Annotated in this window: 14 protein-coding genes and 2 pseudogenes; 12 read left to right on the top strand and 4 right to left on the bottom strand. The window is 45.3% G+C overall.

The window, feature by feature from the left end:
- Positions 1 to 120 precede the first annotated feature (120 nt).
- Together metG and RLO19_RS15035 are read left to right on the top strand one after the other, a co-directional pair.
- Positions 121 to 1,803 carry a methionine--tRNA ligase gene (gene metG / locus RLO19_RS15040; protein WP_446357600.1) on the top strand — a complete coding sequence of 561 codons (1,683 nt, stop codon included), beginning with the start codon at positions 121 to 123 and terminating at the stop codon, positions 1,801 to 1,803.
- Between the two features lie 161 nt (positions 1,804 to 1,964).
- A pseudogene (locus RLO19_RS15035) lies at positions 1,965 to 2,225 on the top strand (transposase); the annotation flags it as partial.
- 595 nt (positions 2,226 to 2,820) lie between these two features.
- On the opposite strand, the gene RLO19_RS15030 reads toward RLO19_RS15035, so the two are convergent.
- Positions 2,821 to 3,792 carry an NAD-dependent epimerase/dehydratase family protein gene (locus RLO19_RS15030; RefSeq protein ID WP_446357598.1) on the bottom strand — a complete coding sequence of 324 codons (972 nt, stop codon included), beginning with the start codon at positions 3,790 to 3,792 and terminating at the stop codon, positions 2,821 to 2,823.
- 133 nt (positions 3,793 to 3,925) lie between these two features.
- Between RLO19_RS15030 and RLO19_RS15025 the strand changes: the two genes are divergently transcribed.
- The 4 genes from RLO19_RS15025 (at position 3,926) to pth (ending at position 9,507) form a co-directional block, all read left to right on the top strand.
- The gene (locus RLO19_RS15025) at positions 3,926 to 5,455 is read left to right on the top strand and encodes a DNA phosphorothioation-associated putative methyltransferase (protein ID WP_446357596.1); all 1,530 of its coding nucleotides are present in this window, start codon (positions 3,926 to 3,928) and stop codon (positions 5,453 to 5,455) included.
- Positions 5,456 to 6,204: 749 nt separating this feature from the next.
- Complete coding sequence (locus tag RLO19_RS15020) at positions 6,205 to 7,896, top strand: HD domain-containing phosphohydrolase (protein ID WP_446357594.1); 1,692 nt, start codon at positions 6,205 to 6,207, stop codon at positions 7,894 to 7,896.
- A 605-nt stretch (positions 7,897 to 8,501) separates the two neighbouring features.
- Positions 8,502 to 8,726 carry a DUF2811 domain-containing protein gene (locus RLO19_RS15015; protein WP_446335727.1) on the top strand — a complete coding sequence of 75 codons (225 nt, stop codon included), beginning with the start codon at positions 8,502 to 8,504 and terminating at the stop codon, positions 8,724 to 8,726.
- 181 nt (positions 8,727 to 8,907) lie between these two features.
- Complete coding sequence (gene pth / locus RLO19_RS15010; protein WP_446357592.1) at positions 8,908 to 9,507, top strand: aminoacyl-tRNA hydrolase; 600 nt, start codon at positions 8,908 to 8,910, stop codon at positions 9,505 to 9,507.
- A 109-nt stretch (positions 9,508 to 9,616) separates the two neighbouring features.
- On the opposite strand, the gene RLO19_RS15005 is transcribed toward pth, so the two are convergent.
- Positions 9,617 to 10,891, bottom strand: coding sequence for a hypothetical protein (locus tag RLO19_RS15005; RefSeq protein WP_446357590.1), 1,275 nt, complete (start codon positions 10,889 to 10,891; stop codon positions 9,617 to 9,619).
- Between the two features lie 385 nt (positions 10,892 to 11,276).
- Here RLO19_RS15005 and RLO19_RS15000 point away from each other — a divergent pair, with 385 nt between their 5' ends.
- The gene (locus RLO19_RS15000; protein ID WP_446357588.1) at positions 11,277 to 12,638 is read left to right on the top strand and encodes a UDP-N-acetylmuramoyl-tripeptide--D-alanyl-D-alanine ligase; all 1,362 of its coding nucleotides are present in this window, start codon (positions 11,277 to 11,279) and stop codon (positions 12,636 to 12,638) included.
- A 41-nt stretch (positions 12,639 to 12,679) separates the two neighbouring features.
- On the opposite strand, the gene RLO19_RS14995 is transcribed toward RLO19_RS15000, so the two are convergent.
- Together RLO19_RS14995 and RLO19_RS14990 are read right to left on the bottom strand one after the other, a co-directional pair.
- Entirely contained in the window at positions 12,680 to 13,369 is a 690-nt protein-coding gene (locus RLO19_RS14995) for a hypothetical protein (protein WP_446357587.1), read from the bottom strand.
- Positions 13,370 to 13,903: 534 nt separating this feature from the next.
- Complete coding sequence (locus tag RLO19_RS14990; protein WP_446357585.1) at positions 13,904 to 15,052, bottom strand: MFS transporter; 1,149 nt, start codon at positions 15,050 to 15,052, stop codon at positions 13,904 to 13,906.
- Between the two features lie 159 nt (positions 15,053 to 15,211).
- Between RLO19_RS14990 and RLO19_RS14985 the strand changes: the two genes are divergently transcribed.
- The 5 genes and pseudogenes from RLO19_RS14985 to RLO19_RS14965 all read left to right on the top strand — a co-directional run.
- Positions 15,212 to 16,264 carry an aromatic ring-hydroxylating dioxygenase subunit alpha gene (locus RLO19_RS14985; protein WP_446357583.1) on the top strand — a complete coding sequence of 351 codons (1,053 nt, stop codon included), beginning with the start codon at positions 15,212 to 15,214 and terminating at the stop codon, positions 16,262 to 16,264.
- A gap of 295 nt (positions 16,265 to 16,559) precedes the next feature.
- Positions 16,560 to 17,840, top strand: a complete 1,281-nt coding sequence (locus RLO19_RS14980) for an aminotransferase class I/II-fold pyridoxal phosphate-dependent enzyme (protein ID WP_446357581.1) — start codon at positions 16,560 to 16,562, stop codon at positions 17,838 to 17,840.
- A 22-nt stretch (positions 17,841 to 17,862) separates the two neighbouring features.
- Positions 17,863 to 18,996 (top strand): hypothetical protein, encoded by a 1,134-nt coding sequence (locus tag RLO19_RS14975; protein ID WP_446357580.1) that lies wholly within the window; start codon positions 17,863 to 17,865, stop codon positions 18,994 to 18,996.
- A gap of 320 nt (positions 18,997 to 19,316) precedes the next feature.
- Positions 19,317 to 19,982, top strand: coding sequence for a Uma2 family endonuclease (locus RLO19_RS14970; protein ID WP_446357578.1), 666 nt, complete (start codon positions 19,317 to 19,319; stop codon positions 19,980 to 19,982).
- 106 nt (positions 19,983 to 20,088) lie between these two features.
- Positions 20,089 to 20,355, top strand: a pseudogene (locus RLO19_RS14965) (Uma2 family endonuclease); the annotation flags it as partial.
- Positions 20,356 to 20,509 lie beyond the last annotated feature (154 nt).

The raw sequence follows: 20,509 nt of genomic DNA, 5'->3' as shown, positions 1-20,509 counted from the left end.
AGTTCTTGCCAGGGGACAGGATCTGATTGAAAATGATGCCAGATCTCGGTTAAAACGGGTTCAAGTATGGGTTGGTCTACTAGTAGCGCTGTATCTTTTGGCACACCTTAAGTAAAATTTATGCGGTATCTGATTACAAGTGCGTTGCCCTATATCAATGGGATTAAACACCTGGGCAATTTGGTCGGTTCTATGCTTCCGGCAGATGTCTATAGCCGTTTCCTGCGACAGGAAGGCGAATCTGTTCTGTTTTTGTGTGCCACGGATGAACATGGTACACCGGCTGAATTAGCTGCATTAGAAGCCGGATTAGATGTCGCCACCTACTGTCAAAAACAACACGAACGGCAAGCCGAAATCTATCGCGGGTTTGGACTTTCTTTCGACTATTTTGGTCGCACTTCATCCCCAGATAACCACGAGTTGACCCAGCATTTCTATCAGCGCCTCGATGAAAATGGTTTCATGGAGGAACGGGAAATCCGCCAGGTTTACTCTCATGAAGATGGTCGTTTTTTGCCAGACCGATATATTATTGGAACCTGTCCCCATTGCGGATACGATCGCGCCAGAGGAGATCAGTGTGAGAATTGTACTTCGGTGTTAGATCCTACAGATCTAATTGAACCCCGTTCTGCTGTATCAGGCAGTACAAATTTAGAAGTTCGCCAAACTAAGCATTTATTCTTAAAGCTTACCGCCCTTAGCGATGAGGTGCGTTCCTGGGTGGATAATCAGCAAAAGTGGACGACTCTGACTAAATCCATTGCCCTCAAATGGTTAAATGAAGGATTACAAGACCGCTGCATTACCCGTGATTTAAGTTGGGGTGTCCCTGTACCCCGTCCGGGATTTGAGGGTAAAGTATTTTATGTCTGGTTTGATGCCCCCATTGGCTATATTTCCGCCACCAAAGGATGGGCAAGTCAGCAATCTGAACCCGATGCCTGGAAACCGTGGTGGTGCGATGCCCAAGATATTAGTTATGTGCAGTTCATGGCAAAAGATAATTTGCCCTTCCACACAATTATGTGGCCCGCGATGATTCTGGGAACGCGGGAACCCTGGACAATGGCGGATGATATTAAGGGGTTCAATTGGTTAACCTATTATGGTGGAAAATTTTCCACCAGTTCCAAGCGTGGCATCTTTTCTGACCAAGCCTTAGATATTTTACCGGCTGATTACTGGCGCTATGCTTTAATTGCGATGGCACCAGAGTCTTCCGATTCGGCTTTTACCTGGGAGTTATTTCAAATTAAGATAAACAAGGATTTGGCAGATACTCTAGGTAATTTTGTTAACCGGACATTAAAGTTTGCCAATAGTCGGTTTAAAGGAGTAATTCCAGAAGGGGGAACGCCAGGAGAAGCGGAAGAACGGTTGCAAGCAAGTTGTGCTAGTTTGACGACTAAACTAAGTAATTGTTTGCAAAACCTGGAGTTTCGCAAAGCCGCAGAAACCCTATGTGCGCTGTGGACGGTGGGGAATCAGTATATTGACGAACGCGCACCTTGGGCGCTGTTTAAGCAAGACAAGGAAGAAGCAGCGTTGGTGATTCGCACCTGTATTAACCTGATTCGGCTGTATGCGATCGCGTCTAATCCTTTAATTCCCTTTACGGCTGAGAAAATCTTTGATGCATTGCAGTTATCAGACACAGAGAGAACGATAAAGTTAACTCAGGCGGTGGATTTCAATGCATTGGCAGCGGGTCGTTCTTTTGATGTTCCACCTCCTCTATTTCGCAAGTTAGAGGATACGGAAATAGAAGAATTGCGCCAACAATTTGGGGGTGGGTAATTCATGGTGAGACGTGCCATGGCACGTCTGGGAGTTGGGGGAGCTGCTTTCGTTGCTCTCGTTCCCAGGTCTGAAAAGGGAATGCCTCCGGGGAGGCTCTGCCTCCCTTGAACGAACCAATAGCGAGCGAGACGCTCGCTACGGCGATTCTCGTTTAGTTAGTCAGAGAATTAAAATCTCGCCGATTGAAAAAAACTCTAGAAGCCTTAAAAGGTCAAAAAATTACTGTAATAATTGATGAGACAGGAGATAGAAAAAAAGGGAATAAAACCGATTATTTGCCCCGGCAATACTTAGGGAGTGTGGGAAAAATAGATCGCGGTATTGTCTCGGTGAATGCTTATGGACTCTATAAGAACATCACATTTCCTCTACTCTGTAAAATCTTCAAGCCTAAACAAACACACTCGAAAAATGAAGAGACAGCTTACTCAACTTCTTAGTTTGCAAGGCGTCATAGTTAAATATAAAAAAAACCTTGAAAAAGCAAATATTAAGGTTGGGGCTGGGCGGGTTTTGTAGAAAGGTGATTGGTTGGTCTGTTAATTATGTCCCTAAACCCGCCCCTACGTTAGATTTTTTGCCCCGATATCCGATAGATAGATTAACCGGAAATCGCATAAGAAAACCTAGATGATTTCAAGGCGCGATCGCACCCAAAAGGTGTAGGGGCGGGTTTTGTAGAAAGGTTATGGGTTGGTCGGTTGAGTTTGTCCCTAAATCCGCCCCTACATTAGATTTTTTGCCCCGATATCCGATAGATAGATTAACCGGAAACCGGACAAGAAAACCTAGATGATTTCAAGGCGCGATCGCATCCAAAAAAGATGTAGGGGCGGGTTTAGGGATTAAATGAACTAATCACCTCAAACTCAACAACGAAACCCGCCCTAATCCCCACCCAAATTTATCGATTAACTTCAAACCAGATTATAACGGTGCGTTGCGCCGAAAAAAGGATAAATCTTCTTTATCTTCAGCAAACCAGCGCCTAACGCACCCTACCCATCTACTCATCTAGGATTGAGTTTTCATGATCCTGACAATCTCGCTGAGGGTTTGCGATACCGATCGCGGATTCCAGCCTAAGTCTTGACGTGCTTTGGTTGCATCGACGCGCACGCAACGATCATAGACGTAATGAACCCGTTCCCGACTCAGAGGTGGTTGCCAATTCAACAGGCGTCCGATGGGGTCAAGGAGGTTTCCAGCGAGTCTCACCAAGGGTTTGGGGGCTTCAGCCGGAACCGGAATGCCGGTGTCTTGACTGATAAGGGTGAACATCTCACGGGTGGAAAGATCACCCGCCGAAATGATATATTTTTCTCCAGGTTGACCCTTTTGGGCTGCCAGAATCATGGCGTTGGCTAAGTCATCGACGTGGACAATCCCGGTAATGCGATCGCCCCCCGCCCATACCTTTAAACCGCCTTTGAGAAATTGCTTCAGTACCGGACCAAAATGGGGGTCATCTGCACCAAAGATACCAGACGGGAGAATACTAACCACGGGTAAGCCTTGGGCGGCAAATTGGTCTACAATTTGTTGGGCTTGGTACTTGGTGCTGTCATAAGCGCTAGAAAAGTCGGTTTGTTGGCGTTGGAAGGTTTCATTGACGACTTGACCTTTGGTGTCACCAAAAACGCCAATGGTGCTACAGTAGACGAGTTTGGATACACCAACAGCTTGAGCCACCTCTAAAACAGCGCGGGTTCCCTCCACATTCACCCGTTCCATTTTCTTGGCATCAACGAGTCCTAATTCCACATAAGCGGCGGTGTGAAATACCCAGTCTACACCCGTCATGGCTGTTTTCAGGGCGTCGCGATCAGTGATATCGCCGTAAATCAGTTGAACTTGAGAATCTGAGAGACGCTGAAGGTTGCTAGACTTGCGGACGAAACCGACAACGGTATCCCCCCGTTGTTCTAAGGCTTTAACTAAATGAGAACCTGTAAATCCGTTGGCTCCGGTGACTAGGGCTTTCATTACGCCTCCTGGCTTTTAAGTGACATTTAGGCATTCCCCACGACAAGGATTCTATAACTAGACTGGTGTTCTCGATAGTAGCGCTCACTGAGATTTACACAGTATATTAGTCAAAAAGCTCGCCGACTCAGCTATGGTTGCTCCTATCCCAGACAGTACTGAAATCGAGCGTCACAGGGCTGCAATAGTCCGCACTAACTTGTCGAAGCCAGTGCGATTAGCCCTAGAAAGTGCAATTCTAACTAAAGATACTTCCTTTTTTGACTACGGCTGCGGTCGTGGTAGTGACATTAACCGTCTGCGTCGGCAAAGCTATACCTGTGCAGGTTGGGACCCCTACTACCATGGCAGCAATTCTCTAGTCCCCTCTGATATCGTTAACCTGGGCTATGTAATCAATGTAATTGAAAAGCCAGGAGAACGTCGCCAAGCCTTACTGAAAGCCTGGGAACTCACCCAAAAGGTGCTGATTGTCTCTGCCCAAGTTTTAATTGATGACCGTAATTCTGGGCAAATTGCTTATGGTGATGGTATTGTCACCCGCCGCAATACATTTCAGAAATACTACGAACAAGAAGAACTCAAAGCCTATATTGACCAAGTATTAGGTGTTGATGCCATTCCCGTTGACTTAGGCATCTATTTTATCTTTCGGGATTCCACTCAAGCTGAAAGCTTCCGGGCATCCCGCTTCCGTTCTCGCACAACTATCCCCAGAATCCGCCTCAGTGTGAAGCGGTTCGAGGACTATCAAGACATGCTTACCCCCCTGATGGCATTTATCACCGAACGGGGACGCCTTCCCAGCCCCTTGGAACTCCCTAATACCGAAGAAATTATAGAAGAATTCGGCAACCTACGCCGTGCCTTTAAGGTTATTTTACAAGTGACTGAGCAAAACGAATGGGATGCGATCGCAGACAAACGTCGCCATGATTTTCTTGTCTATCTCGCCCTGGCTAAATTCAATGATCGCCCCAAGTTTGGTCAATTAGATCCTTTAGTCCAAAATGATATTAGAGCCTTCTTTGGTAATTATCAACAAGCCTGTGCTGCGGCTGATTTAATCCTCTTAAGTGTGGGCAATCCCAGCTTAATTGCCAATTGCTGCCAGCGATCTCGAGTCGGCAAACTCCTCCCCACCGCCCTCTACGTCCATGTTTGTGCCCTCGAAGCCCTCGAAGCCCCACTCCGACTCTACGAAGGGTGCGCCAGCCGTACTGTTGGTCGCTTAGAGGGGGCAACATTAGTCAAGTTTCATATTAATCAACCCAAAATCTCCTACCTGTTCTATCCCAATTTCGACACTGAACCGCATCCAGAACTACACACAAGCATGAACATTGACTTGCAGGATTTACAGGTTACCTATCGCCACTACGACACCTCCAGAAATCCCCCTATCTTGCACCGTAAAGAAACCTTTGTCACCCCAGATTATCCCCTGTACGAAAAATTTGCCAAACTTACTCGTCAGGAAGAAGATTGGGGACTGCTGGATAATACCCAAACTATCGGTACGCGCAAAGGCTGGCAACAATGCCTAATCGACCATTGTGTCCAACTCCAAGGTCACCGCGTCATCTGGCGCAAAGATGCTGATCCTTACCGCCTTAAACTACGACAAGCAGCACACCGTCAACGGACTAAACATAAGGTGTGATATCAAGTCCGGTAGCATCGGACTTGTATAGTGACCAGAGGGTAGAAGGGTAATGCTTCCTTCGCAAATAACTATGGGTATGATAAATTCACTTTGTTATAGCTGTGTTGTTGTCAACAATTTTGCCCAAATTTCCGGAGTTTTCGCGAAAACCCTTGAATAAGGGTATTACACGACATTTTATTGATGCCGATGATTGAGCTGTAAAGCCATGGCATCTGTATGGGTCTGTTTGCCAGGTATCTTAGGGTCAAAACCTTATACCGTTTAAGTCAAGTCCATAAACAAGATGAGTGATTACTGTGGCAATATCATTGATTTTATATGCCATTTTATGGCTAATATTACTACTCGTATTTTGTTTAAATTTAAAAAATAATCATTAAATTGAATCTACAAAAAATATTCATTAGCTGCCAATATATTTCTATTCAATAAACTATCCTAATAGATTAGAATTGAAAAGTCTAAAAAGTAATTTCATTCTCCAATAATGTTATGTCTAATCAAGGTGTATTTTTCTTTGTTCAGATAAAAAACAGGTGCGGCTTCATTGAAAAAATACAAGATCTGGCTGATTTATTTGATAAATTTAGTAGCTATACTAGATCTTTGATACTTTCACTCATTTTTAGATTGGAATATAAAAATATATCCATCTTTCAAGAGTGATTAGATACTTTATTTTCAAGAGATTGAAGCCACTAGAACTCGGTAAAAGGTGATCATTTATATCTGTGGAAAACCTTATGAAACTAGCCCCAGTCCATATCTCAAACCTTGAGAGTCAAGAATTTTTACAAGAATCGTCTGAGAGGGTAGAACTGATTGAGCAGTTACTGGCAATTGGTACAGCCCTTTCGAGTAGTAATGATTTGGATGAATTACTTAAACTTATTTTATCCAAAAGCCGGGAAATTACGTTTAGCGATGCAGGTAGTCTTTATCTGATTAATCACACTCAGACAGAACCGAGATTGTTATTCAAGGTGGCACAGAATGATTCGCTACCCCACAAGCCCTTCAACGAGTTTGTAATGCCTCTGAACCGTAAAAGTTTGGCGGGGTACGTAGCGCTAACGGGTGAAAGCTTAAAATTGGCGGATGCGTATCAATTGCCCCCCAACGTACCTTACGCCCTTGACCGCAGTTTTGACACAAACATGCCCTATCGGACTTGCTCGGTACTGGTTTTGCCGATGCAAAAGCCAGACGGGGAAATTATTGGCGTATTACAACTGATTAATCGCAAGAGTCGCCCCGATGTCACGCTCACACCAGAGAACGCTGTAGACGTGACCCAGCCCTATTCAGACTGGGAGGAGCGGATTGTGCGATCGCTGGCTTCTCAGGCGGCGATTTCCATTGAACGCCATCATCTCCAAGAAAGTATCGAAAATCTGTTTGAGGGCTTTGTCAGAGCCTCTGTGCAAATTATTGAGACACGAGACCCGACAACCTCCGGTCACTCGGAACGGGTGGCAGAACTCACCGTGCGACTGAGTGAAGAGGTTTGTGCAATCACCCACGGTCCACTGAGTAAAGCCTATTTGAATGATCGCCAAATCCGAGAACTTCGCTATGCTGCCTTATTACATGACTTTGGCAAAGTGGGAGTCCCAGAAGCCATTTTGGGCAAGCGCAAAAAACTCTATCCCTCACAGCTAGAGGTAATTCTCCATCGCTTTGCTCTAGCACAGCGCACTCTGGAAATGGAATGCGCTCAAAAGAAGTTTCAGTATTTACTCGAACATCCTGACCATCGCCATAACAAGAATAGTTCAACCTCGATCTGTCCTCACTGCCACAAACTCGAACAGCTTGATACACAACTGGCTCAAGCTATTGAAACAATAAAGCATTATCGGGAATTTGTGCAAAAACTCAATGAGCCAGAGGTACTGCTCACTCGTGATTTTCAGGCATTTACAGAGGAGACATTAACTCAACTGACCGCTCTGTCTCAATACACCTATCGAGATGTGGATGGTCAAATCAAACCCCTGATTACCAAGGCAGAGATGGTTCAATTGCTCGTGCCAAAAGGGAATTTAACCCCCGAAGAGCGTTTGAGTATTGAATCTCATGTTACTCACACCTACCACTTTCTCCAACGCATTCCCTGGACAAAGCATCTCAAAGGCGTTCCGATGATTGCCTATGGACATCACGAGAAACTAGATGGCAGCGGCTACCCTAGGGGCTTAAAGCAAGATGAAATTCCACTGCAAACCCAAATGCTCACCGTTGCCGATATTTATGACGCCCTCACCGCCAGCGATCGCCCCTACAAGCGTCGGCTACCTATTGAAACAGCCATGAAAATCCTGCGACAAGAAGCTGCCAAAAACAAAATTAACGGCGACTTAGTGGAGTTATTTGAGCAACGCCAGGTTTTTAGCGTTTTGGGTCATTCCCTCAACGTTGACTCTGTGGCTTGACCTGGGGAAATTCCAGAGCAATGTAGAGACGTGCCATGGCACGTCTCTACGGCTAACTGGGGTTACTGGAGCAAAGCCCTAGAGCTGATCCTTTGTAGTATTGATCCATAGACGATCAAACAATTTGCAATTCTTATCTTTTAGCCGAGTTTTCCCCACTAGATTCCCCAGTATTTCCACATGAGGTTTCCAAGTTTTCCACAAATTACCAACGGTTTTCCACAGGGATGAACGGCGGGATCGAGCCTATCCCCTCATGTTGGGGATTTTCCCTACCCAGGATTCGGAGACGATCCTTGATGATATTTATGTAAAGTTATGTAACAAATATCGGGTTCAAAGGCTGATTTTATCGTTAGCATTTAGGCAATTTGAGTGACCTTGCAATATTTCGTATCATTGACAACCCCACCCCATCTCAGTTGAGAATAGTGCGACCTACCCATAAAAAAACTTGAGACATCTCAAAGCGGCAAGAGCAGTGGGTGCTGTGTCTTTCGTCTATTTGCCGTAAGGTTTTAGCTACAGTAGCCGATTTCCACAGACACGTAGAGAGCGAGCAAGGTGGCTTTTGTCCCAACACGCTATTCGATAGAGAGGTAACTATGAACGCAACCGTCAGCATTTTGGCAGAAATCCCTGAAGACCTACACGAGTCTCTCAAGCGCTACCTAGAAACCCATCCCACTTGGGATCAAGATCGGGTGTTTGCCGCAGCGCTATCGCTGTTTCTGCTTCAAAATGGTAGTGGCAAGACAGCCGAAGCCTCCCAGACCTATCGTGCTTGCGCTCGTGTCTACCTAGAATCCCTATTTCAGTCTCCTGCCTGATTGAAGCAGGGAGCGGGGGGAGCTGGGGAATCTGGGGGAGCTGGGGGAGCTGGGGGAGCTGGGGAGGACAAGGGAGAATTTCTCTACTCACCAATGAAATAAGATCATAAGCTGTTCCCTATTCCCTATTTCCTTTTCCCTATTCCCTGTTCCCTAAAAAATGAAAAATGACACATGACACATGACGAATGACACTTTAGTGATTCCTCAACTAATTGTAGGTTTGGGTAATCCCGAACCAAAATACGACAAAACCCGTCATAATATTGGTTTTGAGGTCGCCGATGAGTTAGCCCGTCGGGTGCAAATTTCTTGGAGCGAAAATCGTCGATTCCAAGCGGTGTTGGGGGAAGGACGTGGCTTAACAGGTGACAAACTACGTTTACTCAAGCCCCTAACTTACATGAATCGTTCTGGGCAAGCAATTCGTGCCGCGATAGATTGGTATAAAATTCCCCCAGAGTCAGTTTTCATCGTCTATGATGAGCTTGATTTACCCGTCGGGCGGCTACGTCTACGCCTTTCTGGTTCGGCGGGAGGGCACAACGGCATGAAATCCGCGATCGCTCATTTAGGAACGCAAAATTTCCCTCGCCTACGCATTGGGATTGGCAAGTCTGACCCCGACAAGAACACCGTGAGTCACGTCTTAGGCAAATTCTCTCCTGAAGAATCTAAGATCATCTCCGAAGTCATCCAACTCGCCGTTGACGCCATAGAACTCTCGCTTAAGCAAGGCGTCGAAAAGGCAATGAGCCTCTACAACAGCCGCATAATTTAGTTTTGAGTTTTAATTTTTCAGGTTTGTGTAGGGGCTGGTTTTACTACTATCGTTTCCTTTTCACAAGAGATTTGGAACAGTGACAAATGACGAATGATGAATGACGAATCTACATAATTTGATTCAGACAGGAAAGGTCAGCTCTGCCAAAATGAATACTAAAGGCAACATTCAAGTTTTCCAGAGACTTAATTAACCAGGGTACACCGTCTCTAGTTGAAGACTCATAATGATTGAACAAAATGGAAAATCGCTTTTCCAAATAGGGTTTAACTTTACGACACAGCAACACAATCTTGAGTAGCAACATAGTAGTAACCGTTGCACCTAAATTCGTAATTAGATCGACAAAAACAAAATGTTTAGGGCGAACAGAACTCTCCACAACGAGAAAATTTAATAACTGGCTACAGGTTCGCAAAATCAGAAATTCGCTGGGCTTCTGATTATCGCTGTCAGGTAAGGTATTTTTCATATGCTCATGCAACCGACTATTAAACTGCCGTTTTCCGTAGGCTGGATCAATGGAAGCCGTCAGATACTCATACAAATCGTCCTTAAAGTCTTTGTAGCAAGGCGCCTGACTGCTATGGGTTAGGAAACTTTGAGCCACATCCCTGCAAGTATGAGAGCCTTGGACTTTGCCAACAAACTGTTTAAGAGCCGTTCCCAACTCATGATCCGTTAAAAGGGTGGGATTTTTGACAGGCTGGATAATTTTGGTTGAAGCTTCTTTCTGGTTCCTACGTTTCAGTTGGGCGCATCGCACCTGATAAGTAACGTACTGTGATAAATCTAGCTCGAAGCGCCGCTGGAGCCGGGATTGAATTTGCCGCACGGTTTGCCGATGTTCGTAACTACTATCTTCACTCAGCAAACAGTGTTCGTACAGATAGGGGTATCGCTGAATGAGAGTTCCGACTTCTTTAGAAGTGGTGGATGTTTCACCAACCACCTGAGATAAGCGATGCAGGGTGAGATATTGCTCAGTCTCTTTGAAAATCTGTAGCAGGTGTCGTAGACGCCTAGAACCGCGCGAGTAAACCCCGGTTGCTGGTGGAATATCATCAAGTAATGCTACCAACTCAGGAATAGCACCTTGCAGTTGCGGTTGTATTTGCCAACGGTTAATCAGGATGTGGCAACAACGATTCAGGATAAACTTGAACTCTTGCTCAGCCTGCTTATCCATTGCCAGCTTTTCCAATACCATCCAGATTTCCGGCTCTGAATATCTAGAGCCGTCCATGAATAGCTGTTTGAAGCGTTCGAGCGTCTGACTAGGAGATTCTATCTGTACACAATACAGAAAATGGTCGTACAGTTGTTGCTCTTGTGAGCTAGTTTGTCTGATGTCGGAATTTGTCCAAGTACTAGTAGTCACTTCAGTCCGCCTCCCTACGCGCAAACGCCGTGGGCTGATCGATTTGAATGGAATGTGGCAGATCTAAGCTCAAATTTGACTTGCCCTGCACCGCAACAACCGAAAACCCTGATGCACTTTATCAATTACCCCGCCTAAATGAGCTTGGTCAAGGATTGCTTAAATCTAATGAATTATATTATCTCTACCTATAAGCATACTAAACTAAGTATGGATCATTCTGTAAAATTATGCCGCAAAAGTGTGAAGATTGGGTGAATATAGCGAAAAATCGCCAATTAGATCCCCGACTTGTTGAAGAAGTTGGGAATTGGGTAGGGGATGAGTGTTGCTCGCCCACTCCCACCACCGTAACTAGCCACAACGTATTCACCACCCTGGAATTATGCCTTGTCAGCTTTCTTTAACTCAATTCGTTGAGGTACTCGCTGCTACCCCGGTTAATCTGTCAGCGCAGATGAGTGTTAACCCAGTCTGCGGTATAACCACTGATACTCGTCACCTCGAACCGGGTCAAATCTTTTTGGCGCTGCGAGGGGAAACCTTTGATGGGCATGATTATGCTGGAGTAGCGATTGAGAAAGGGGCGATCGCAGTAATTACCAACCGTGACCAAGCTCGCCAACTTCCGGGCATACCGCAGCTTCAAGTCGATGACACTCTACAAGCCTATCAGCAAATTGCTCGATGGTGGCGCGATCAGTTTGATATTCCGGTGATTGCGGTTACGGGTTCTGCTGGAAAAACGACGACGAAAGAATTAATCGCGGCGGTTTTGTCTAATCAAGGTAATGTACTGAAAACCCAGGCGAACTACAATAATGAAATTGGTGTGCCAAAAACGTTACTGGAATTAGATTCAGACCATGATTATGCTGTGATTGAAATGGCGATGCGGGGTTCTGGGCAAATTGCCCTGTTGACCCAAATTGCCCGTCCGACGATTGGTGTGATTACAAATGTGGGGACGGCACATATTGGATTGTTAGGATCTGAGGATGCGATCGCAAAAGCTAAGTGTGAGTTATTGGCGCAAATGCCTGAGAGCAGTGTAGCTATTCTCAATCATGATAACCAACGCTTAATGGATACGGCGGCTACGGTTTGGCAAGGGGAAACCCTGACGTTTGGTTTAAACGGTGGCGATGTACAAGGGAAACTTATTGACCTGTTTCGCCTAGCAGTAGACGGTATGACGTTTCCCTTACCCTTACCGGGTGAACATAATGCCCTTAACTATTTAGCCGCGTTAGCTGTGGCAAAACATCTCCAGATTGACTGGACACCCCTAACTCAAGGATTAGCGGTTCAGATGCCTGGGGGGCGATCGCAACGCTATGAGTTACCCAATGATATCGTGATTCTTGATGAAACCTATAATGCTGGATTTGAAGCCATGATCGCAGCGTTGCACCTCCTCGCCCAGACGCCGGGTAAGCGACGCATTGCTGTTTTGGGTTCAATGAAGGAATTAGGAGATCATTCGCAACAACTACACCAGCAAGTTGGACAAAAAGCCCAGCAACTCCAATTAGATGCGGTGTTAATTACTCTTAAGGATCAAGAAGCCGAAGCAATTACTAGGGGAATCTCTACATTACCCAGCGAAGGCTTTGCCCAGGATGACGCTTTGGTGCAACATTTACAGGAATTGGTTCAACCGGGCGATCGCATACTATTCAAAGCCTCGCGTTCTGTTGGTTTGGATCTGGTTTTGCATCAGTTTCGAGAGTTGATGTCTGGCTAATTGTGTCAGGAATCGCCCCTAATTTCGGAAAATCTCGAAACTTAAATCGAACGAGGCTTGGCGGCAAATTTAAGTTCTAAGGTTAAGCGATCATTGCTGCTAGGAGAGATTTTTTTATGGAAGCAACGGGCATCTTCCACAAATCCAAAACCCGCCTTACCGCAAATAGAGGTTATATTTGGATAACCATAATATTTGCTGATTTCTTGGAGTGAATAGTCTTTCTTCACAAATCGATAGGCAAGTTTTTTCTTCCGGTGGCTCTCCAGCACACAGACGTGAGGATTACTGCACAAATCCACATCTGTTAAATAAAAGTAAAAAGTCAAGCTCCGAGGGGTAATAGTGCCTCGATAAAACCTCTGAGTCGCTTGGCGTCGCTCATAGAGAGTTGACTCTACAGCAAAACTCCACCAAAGCTGAGTGTTTTGGTGAATCGGTTCGGCGTTTAGATAGGTTGCGGCAATTGCTAATAGTATTGGATCGCTTTCTAGTTTCTTAATCGTTGGATCTAAACATATACTATGGTTATAAATACCCCGAACTAATGGTTTTTCAGTTTGCATCATGACTTGTTTTTTTTCAGATGCATAAAAACTGAATTGGGTATTGTTGGGTTCATGGCAAGGAGTTGCCAGCGCTAAGTTTCGGATTTCTTCGATAACCTGTAAGGGAAGGTTAAGGTTTAGGGAAATTCCTTTCTGCGTGAGTGAGTAAATAGTCTCATTCAAATCAATATCATTAAAAATTGAATCCTGATAATATTTAGACTGAATTTCAAGCCAATTAGTGGTATTAATTACACTTCTGAAAAGACGGTGCTGCCTAATACCATTAATAGAATTGTTGTCTTTTCTAGTTTTAATGTAGTCTAAAAAAACTCTGAAATCTTTGAAAGGATTAGAACTTACATCAATTACCATTATTTTTGGGTATATCTTTCAATCCGAGGTCACAAAGAGTATAGGCTTCCGAAGAAATAAATTAGGGATTGATGCATGATACACCCTTAAGGGTAAATCCTAGTCAGTCATAAATAGTTACTCTAGCGAGATTAAATAAATGAATTTTTTTATCGCCAATATTGAGTATTTTAATGCCTCTGTCATGGTAACTAATTAGCAATAAAAAAGATAGATATTCGATTCTAGTTAGTCAAATCTTTAATTATCCGCAGAGAGTTTGAAGTTTTAGTAAAGCAGTTATCCCAGATAAGCAAGTCGTCCTTATCAATAACAAAGGAAAAATGACAAATGACAAATAACTTATTGCTTGTGGGCAAATAGCAACAATCCTGCAAGTAGTGCCACAATTGCCGCCGCATAGAACACCCACTGTAAACCGCAATAAGCTAACACCGGTCCTAACAAAATGGGGGATATAAACTGTCCCAAAAACCCCGCGCCTGTCCCAGCCGCGAGTACACTAGATTTCAAGTCTGGGGGAGCTAGATTCGCTAGAGTGCCGTAAAGTGTAGGAAGTACCAAACCAAATCCCACGCCAAAGAAGATAGCCGTAACCAAAATCCAACCCAGTTGATGCAGTACGGGAATGGTACTTAAGGTTAACGCCATCAAACCCAACCCGATCGCAACCGTCGTGCGTTGTCCCAAACCCTGGGCGAGTCTTTTGGCGCCAAATGCTGATATAACAGCCGCGCCTATTGCCCGTGATGCTAGAACGATGCCATTCACCACGCTTGTGGCGTCAATAGTTTGTTTGAGATATTGCGGAGCATAAATGACCACCGCGTACATAGCAATGGATACCAAACTGAGTGTAAATAAGAGGCGTAGGGTGTAGGGGCGTCCTAAAACCTGACGCAGTTTACTCGCAACATCTTTAGCGTCTACCTTGGTTTTTGGGGAGGATTTTTTCGGTAAGAACCGTGCGGCTAAGATTGCCATAGGTAGTCCTATCCCATACAGACCAAATGCCCATTGCCAGTGAAATGAACCCACCCAACCCCCAAGTAGGGGAAAAGCAATGCCCATAATGGTCAGTGTACTGGTTGCGTAGCCCAACGCCTGCGATCGCGCCTCACCTTCGTACATATTCCCCAAAATACCCAAACTCGCCGCCGCAATACCGCCACTGGCGGCGCCTAATAGTCCCCGCACCACTAATAACGGCATCAGTGAGTGTATAAAGGCTCCAGCTGTGCCAAATAAGGCGTAGAGAATTAACGATGGGATCAGCACCCGCAGGTGCCCCATCCGATCTGCCAAGATTCCTAAGGGCGGACTAAATAGGGCAATGGTTAAACAATGCAGGCTGACCAAATTCCCCGCCAATGCCGGATCAAGGTTAAGTTGTTGGATCATCTCTGGCAAAATTGGCGCCACCACTCCCCCAGCCATGGTGGTGAGAGAGCCGGCGATTAGCAGCACGAACAGCCGAGGATCACGTAACATAACTTAAAATACCTAAATAGTTTGACAACTATAGCGCAACTAAACACTCAGACCTAGCCGGCTAAGTCTGGAACATGCTCACCCTTCTCCCCCTATGCATTGACTGCAAAAAAATAACAGGATAAATATGTCAAATGAATCGACAACAGAGGCTCCGATATGGAACTGGCGACAACCCTAACCAGCCAAAATGTTCAAAACGCGATTAGAGAAGTAGGGATTAACCCCAACTACTGGTATCCAGTGGCTTGGGCAAATCAAATCAAACCCGGTCAAATCTTGCCTGTCAAGATTTGGCAACAATCCCTCGCCGTTTACCGGACTCCCAAGGGTCAACTCCATGCTTTAGAAAATGCTTGTCCTCACAAAGGTGTGGAACTGCACAAAGGCATTGTTCAGGATGAATATTTAGCCTGTCCTTATCACGGCTGGCAGTTTGATGGTGCGGGCAATTGTGTAGGCATTCCCTACTTTCCCCCACAACAGAAACTGCCCTGCGCCCAAGTCCGTACCTACCCGATTCAGGAAAAATACAAGCTAATTTGGATCTTTGCTGGAGATCCAGCCCTAGCCACAACCTGCCAACCGCCAGATATGCCAGAATTTGACCATCCGGATTGGTTTATGGTTCCCGTGAGTGCCAGGATGAAGTCTCATTTTTCTATCTGTAATGAAAATACCATGGATGTTTTTCATGGATTTTTGCACCAAAACCTTCAAGGATGGTTTGATCCGGTTCTTAAACGTTTGCTTGAAACGGAAAATACTGTCTGTGCGGAGTACGATGTCTCCTATAAAGGGCGTATGGCTCAATGGTTAGGGTTGAGCGATCGCGCGGATCAAGTGACTCGGCGCACCATATCGGTACAGTATCGCTATCCCCATTATTACAGTTCTCTAGAAGGCGTCTCCAATCTCTACCTGATGCGCCTCCCCATAGGACTTACAGAAAGTCGCTCCTTTGCTCTATTCTTTTTTAAAGTTCCCCTACCCCAATGGTTCCGCCAGCTCTTTGCTCCCATCTTGTCTACCGTACTGGAACGGTTTGTATTTATGCGATTTCTCAACCAAGATATCGAAATGATGGAAAGTGAGCAGCGAACCTATCTGGCAAATCCCCAGCGTCGCTATGTGGAAGTCAATCCCGCGATCATTGCCATACAGCGGCTGATTATGCGTCAATATAAACGGGCTTTAGCAACCAAACCCTAGACATAGAGCTGGAGATGAAAACAAATCCAGCAGGGGGTTGAATTTTATGTTACCCTGCTAGAGCAGAAATTAAAAACGCACCAACAACAGCGTTCGCCAATGTGCCAGCGTTATTGTCTGTCATAAGCCGCTCAGTCCAATCACCATGTATTATGTAGGATTACCGTGTACTCTATAAAACCGCCAACATGGAGCTTGCTATTCAGTCGGGATAATCACTTAAATTTAAGAGAAAAACACACGTTTTTATCTAGAAGCGGTAGTCTATCTAGGAAAAGGTGAGAGGAGTAAGGTTGTGGAAGTTGTCAAAGAGTACGTTCAGCGGTGGTACGAAAGTGGATTAGCGCCCGACGAATATGTCTGTCATCAAAAGCAAGGTAATTTAGTCGAGATAGAATCAGTCGCCACAGGAAAGCGTCAGACGGTTCTAACGTTCTGTACGAATGATGTCTTAGGTTTGGTTCAGAACGAGGCGGTTCGCCAAGCAGCGGTTGATGCTATCTTTCAATACGGTACGTCCAACAGTTCAACCTCAGTCCTGAGTGGTCGCATTGATTTACATCGACAGCTCGAACAAGAGATTTCTGAGTTTAAGCACCTGCCCCATACCCAACTCTTTTTAAATGCTTGGATGGCGATGCAAGCCTTGATGGATGCCTTCTGCCACCTAGCTATCCCGGTTGCTGGTTTTCAGCATACCCGTGAGACGCTGATTTTGACCGATGTCCTTAACCATGGCTGTATTCTCTCAGCAGTCGTCAATGCGGGAACTCGTTCAGGAAAGTTATTTGGTCATAGTCCGCGTGTGCGGGTGAGAGCCTATCGCCACTGTGATACAGAGGACTTATCCCGTAAACTGCGTCGTTATGCTCGCCCCCATGATCGGATTATGGTGATTTCTGATGCCGTGTTTTCCATGGATGGGGATATTGCACCACTCCCCGATATGATTGAGGTGCTGCGACATTACGAAGGCAGTGTCTTGGTTATGGATGAGGCACATGCAAGTGGGGCGATAGGGGCGACGGGTGGTGGTGTTTACGAACATTTTGGCATCCTACCCCAATACGCGATTGAGCAAGGTGTTGTGCCGCTGATTATGACTACATTCTCCAAGTTTGCCGCGTCAGCGGGGGCAGCAATTAGTAGCCATGTGCCAGAATTGATTCCTCTGTTAAATGTTTCTCCCACGTCTATCGGCACCGTTTCCTTGTCGCCACCCCTAACAGCCGCTGCTTTAGAGAGCGTTCGTCAGGTGCGCCGTCATCCCGATATGGTGAAAAAGCTTCAGGCAAATACTCGCTACTTGCGATCGCGCTTAGTTGAAGCGGGATTTGATGCCATTGGTGAAACTAATGTTATCCCGGTAATTTTACCCTCAGAAATTAATCCAAAATTATTTGGTCGTTACATGTTAGAAAACCATGGGATTTGGGTGTCACCCATCTGGTTTATTGCCAAACCTCGCATCCGGATGACGGCAAATGCCCTGCATACCAAGGAGGAAATGGATAAATTAGTCGCCGCGATGGTGGCAACACGGGATTTATTATATAAACCCATGATTAGTGCCTAACTTGTCTTGGGACAAATGACAAATGACAAAGGATAAAGTTCGGACTGTGGCAACTCCAGCAGAGCAGGAATTGTTTCTGGATGTACCCGCACGAGTCTATGGGAATGACCCTAATTGGGTGCCACCCCTGCGTAGCGATGTGGCGAAGCAGTTTGCCCCCGATAATCCTTTTTTTAGCTACGGAAAATTACAGCAATTTATTGCCATGGACTCGTCCCACCCTTCCCAAGCGGTGGGACGAATTGTGGCGGCGGTGAATCAACGGTTAATTGAACGAGAGGGCAAAAGGGTTGGTTTAGTTGGGTTTTTTGAGTGTGTCAAAGATTTTGCGATCGCGCAATCTCTCCTAAATGCGGCTTGTCAGTGGCTGCGGGAACAAGGGATGACTGTGGCGCGGGGACCGATTGATTTGTCAACCCACAATAATTGTTTATTTTTGGTCGATGGCTTTGATACACCGCCCATGGTAATGATGCCCTATAATCCCCCCTACTATCCCGAATTTTTGGAAAAAGAGGGCTGGCAGAAAGCCAAGGATACATACTCTTATGATTTTCCCCTAGATAAGCCTTTATCGGATAAGTTCAAGAAAGCCTATCAGATTGCTTGTAAATCGGGTATCACCTTTCGTCCAATTAGAACCAAAGGCGAAGGATTTGAACAAGATTGTATCAGCCTTTATCACCTTTTTAACCGTGCCTTTGCCAACAACTGGAGTTCTGCGCCGAGAACGGAAGCCGAATTTCTAGAAGAAGCCAAGTCATTACAGAGTTTAGTTGATCCAGATGTTTTTCCCATAGCCGAAGACAAGGGTGAAATGATCGGCTTTTTTATGGGATTACCGGACTATAATATTCCCCTAAAACAGGTTAAGGGGAAACTAAACTGGCTAGGAATTCTTAAGTTTCTTTGGTATCGTCGCCAGATTGACCAAGGACGGGTCATTGCGATTGCTTCATTGCCAGAATATCGCCGTAAAATGGTGCCTCTGGCGTTAATTTATTTGGGAATGCAAGGGGGAATTAAGAAAGGTAAGCCCTATAAGCGAGCAGAACTGGGTTGGGTATGGGAAGATAATTTTCCGTCTCGTAAGTTGATTGAAGCATCGGGGGGGACAATTTATAAGACGTATCGAATTTATGAAAAAACGCTGTAGTCAGTATCAGCCTAATTTTTCTGACTTAGGACTTACGCACAGCCTCTATTTTTAGGGTGTGAAAGCGCTTGCGTAACGCATTATTACCGCTATAGATGGTGTAGCTGCGTAAGTCCTGTGACTATTAAATGATGATTATTTAGTTCCGCCGGAACATCTGTGCCATCATTATTCCTTTCGCTGTAGGATAGAACTACTGGCATGATACCCAGCCTTGCAGGTTTTCTGGGCGCAAGGATGGTGTCCCTACAAGGTTAATCTATCAAATGAGGTAGATCACGCCACTACAATTAAAACAGTTAATAATGGTGGGTTAGACGGTGACAACAACATCAACAACAGAACAACTGCAAGTTCGCGCTGAACCAATCGTTACACTCAGAGGGGTTAGTTGGCAAACCTATCAAGCTTTAATGCACGATGTAGGAGATAATCGGGCTTGGAGGATAGCTTATGACCAGGGAATATTAGAAATTAGGATGCCCCTACCCAAACAGGAAGAACCTAAACGACTGCTAGAGAGTTTTATTGAAGTTATAGTAGACGAACTCGGCATTGAGTTGAGAAGTCTTGGTGCTTTAACATTGGAACGGGAAGACTTAACCCGTGCTGTTGAACCTGACACCTGTTTTTACATTCAAAATGAAAGTAGGGTCAGAGGTCAAGACAAAATTAATCTACCCGATGACCCACCGCCTGACTTAGTAGTCGAGTCCGATTATAAAAATTCTTCCATCAATAAATTTAAACTCTATGCCGAGCTTGGTGTTCCAGAAATTTGGCGATATCACCAGAATAGGATTGAGGTTTATCAACTGATAGAGGGACAATACGAAAAAACTCAGCAAAGTCCGACGTTTTCATTTCTACCCATTAACGAAATTCCTGGATTAATTGAGCAGAGTAAGACAATGGGACAACGAGCGGTCGTGCGTTTATTTCGCCAGCGAATTCGAGAAATTTTGGCAAATCAAAGTTTGGATTAAGAGGAATAGCACTAACGCCCCTAGTTTTTCACCGGAAGTCTAGAAACCTACGTCGGGGTGGGCGCGAGTCACGGGTGCACGTCAACCCACGTATAAACAAGTAACTATGACCATAGCAACTAAACCACTCACCCTAGCTGACTTTATCAAACTTCCCGAAACCCAACCTGCTAGCGAATTTATTGACGGTAAAATCTATCAAAAACCCATGCCACAAGGGAAACACAGCACTCTACAAATATGCCTCGCTAATACAATAAACGAGGTGGGATTTCCTGAAAAAATCGCTTACGCTTTCCCCGAATTGCGCTGCACATTTAGCGGACGCTCTATTGTGCCAGATGTTGCGGTCTTTCGATGGGACAGATTTCCTAAGTCTACAGCTAACCGTTGAACAGGTATTCTCCTGGCTGAAACTGGGACAGCGTTTGTAAATCATAACAAATCCGGGTTAGCTATCCCCGTTATAACCCAGTCCGCGCAGGCGGACTTTGTTTGTGTAGCAGCGATTTCAATCGCCGTGGCAA

This window comes from Coleofasciculus sp. G2-EDA-02, from assembly GCF_040226375.1.
Lineage (GTDB): Bacteria > Cyanobacteriota > Cyanobacteriia > Cyanobacteriales > Coleofasciculaceae > Coleofasciculus.
The sequence above is the reverse complement of the archived record's forward strand: the minus strand, read 5'-3'. Positions and strand labels throughout refer to the sequence as shown.

Coding starts and splice junctions, on each gene's coding strand:
- metG (WP_446357600.1), top strand. CDS start 121: ATGCGGTATCTGATTACAAGTGCGTTGCCCTATATCAATGGGATTAAA.
- RLO19_RS14975 (WP_446357580.1), top strand. CDS start 17,863: ATGACAAAGGATAAAGTTCGGACTGTGGCAACTCCAGCAGAGCAGGAA.
- pth (WP_446357592.1), top strand. CDS start 8,908: ATGACGAATGACACTTTAGTGATTCCTCAACTAATTGTAGGTTTGGGT.
- RLO19_RS15000 (WP_446357588.1), top strand. CDS start 11,277: ATGCCTTGTCAGCTTTCTTTAACTCAATTCGTTGAGGTACTCGCTGCT.
- RLO19_RS14990 (WP_446357585.1), bottom strand. CDS start 15,052: ATGTTACGTGATCCTCGGCTGTTCGTGCTGCTAATCGCCGGCTCTCTC.
- RLO19_RS15025 (WP_446357596.1), top strand. CDS start 3,926: ATGGTTGCTCCTATCCCAGACAGTACTGAAATCGAGCGTCACAGGGCT.
- RLO19_RS14985 (WP_446357583.1), top strand. CDS start 15,212: ATGGAACTGGCGACAACCCTAACCAGCCAAAATGTTCAAAACGCGATT.
- RLO19_RS15030 (WP_446357598.1), bottom strand. CDS start 3,792: ATGAAAGCCCTAGTCACCGGAGCCAACGGATTTACAGGTTCTCATTTA.
- RLO19_RS15020 (WP_446357594.1), top strand. CDS start 6,205: ATGAAACTAGCCCCAGTCCATATCTCAAACCTTGAGAGTCAAGAATTT.
- RLO19_RS15015 (WP_446335727.1), top strand. CDS start 8,502: ATGAACGCAACCGTCAGCATTTTGGCAGAAATCCCTGAAGACCTACAC.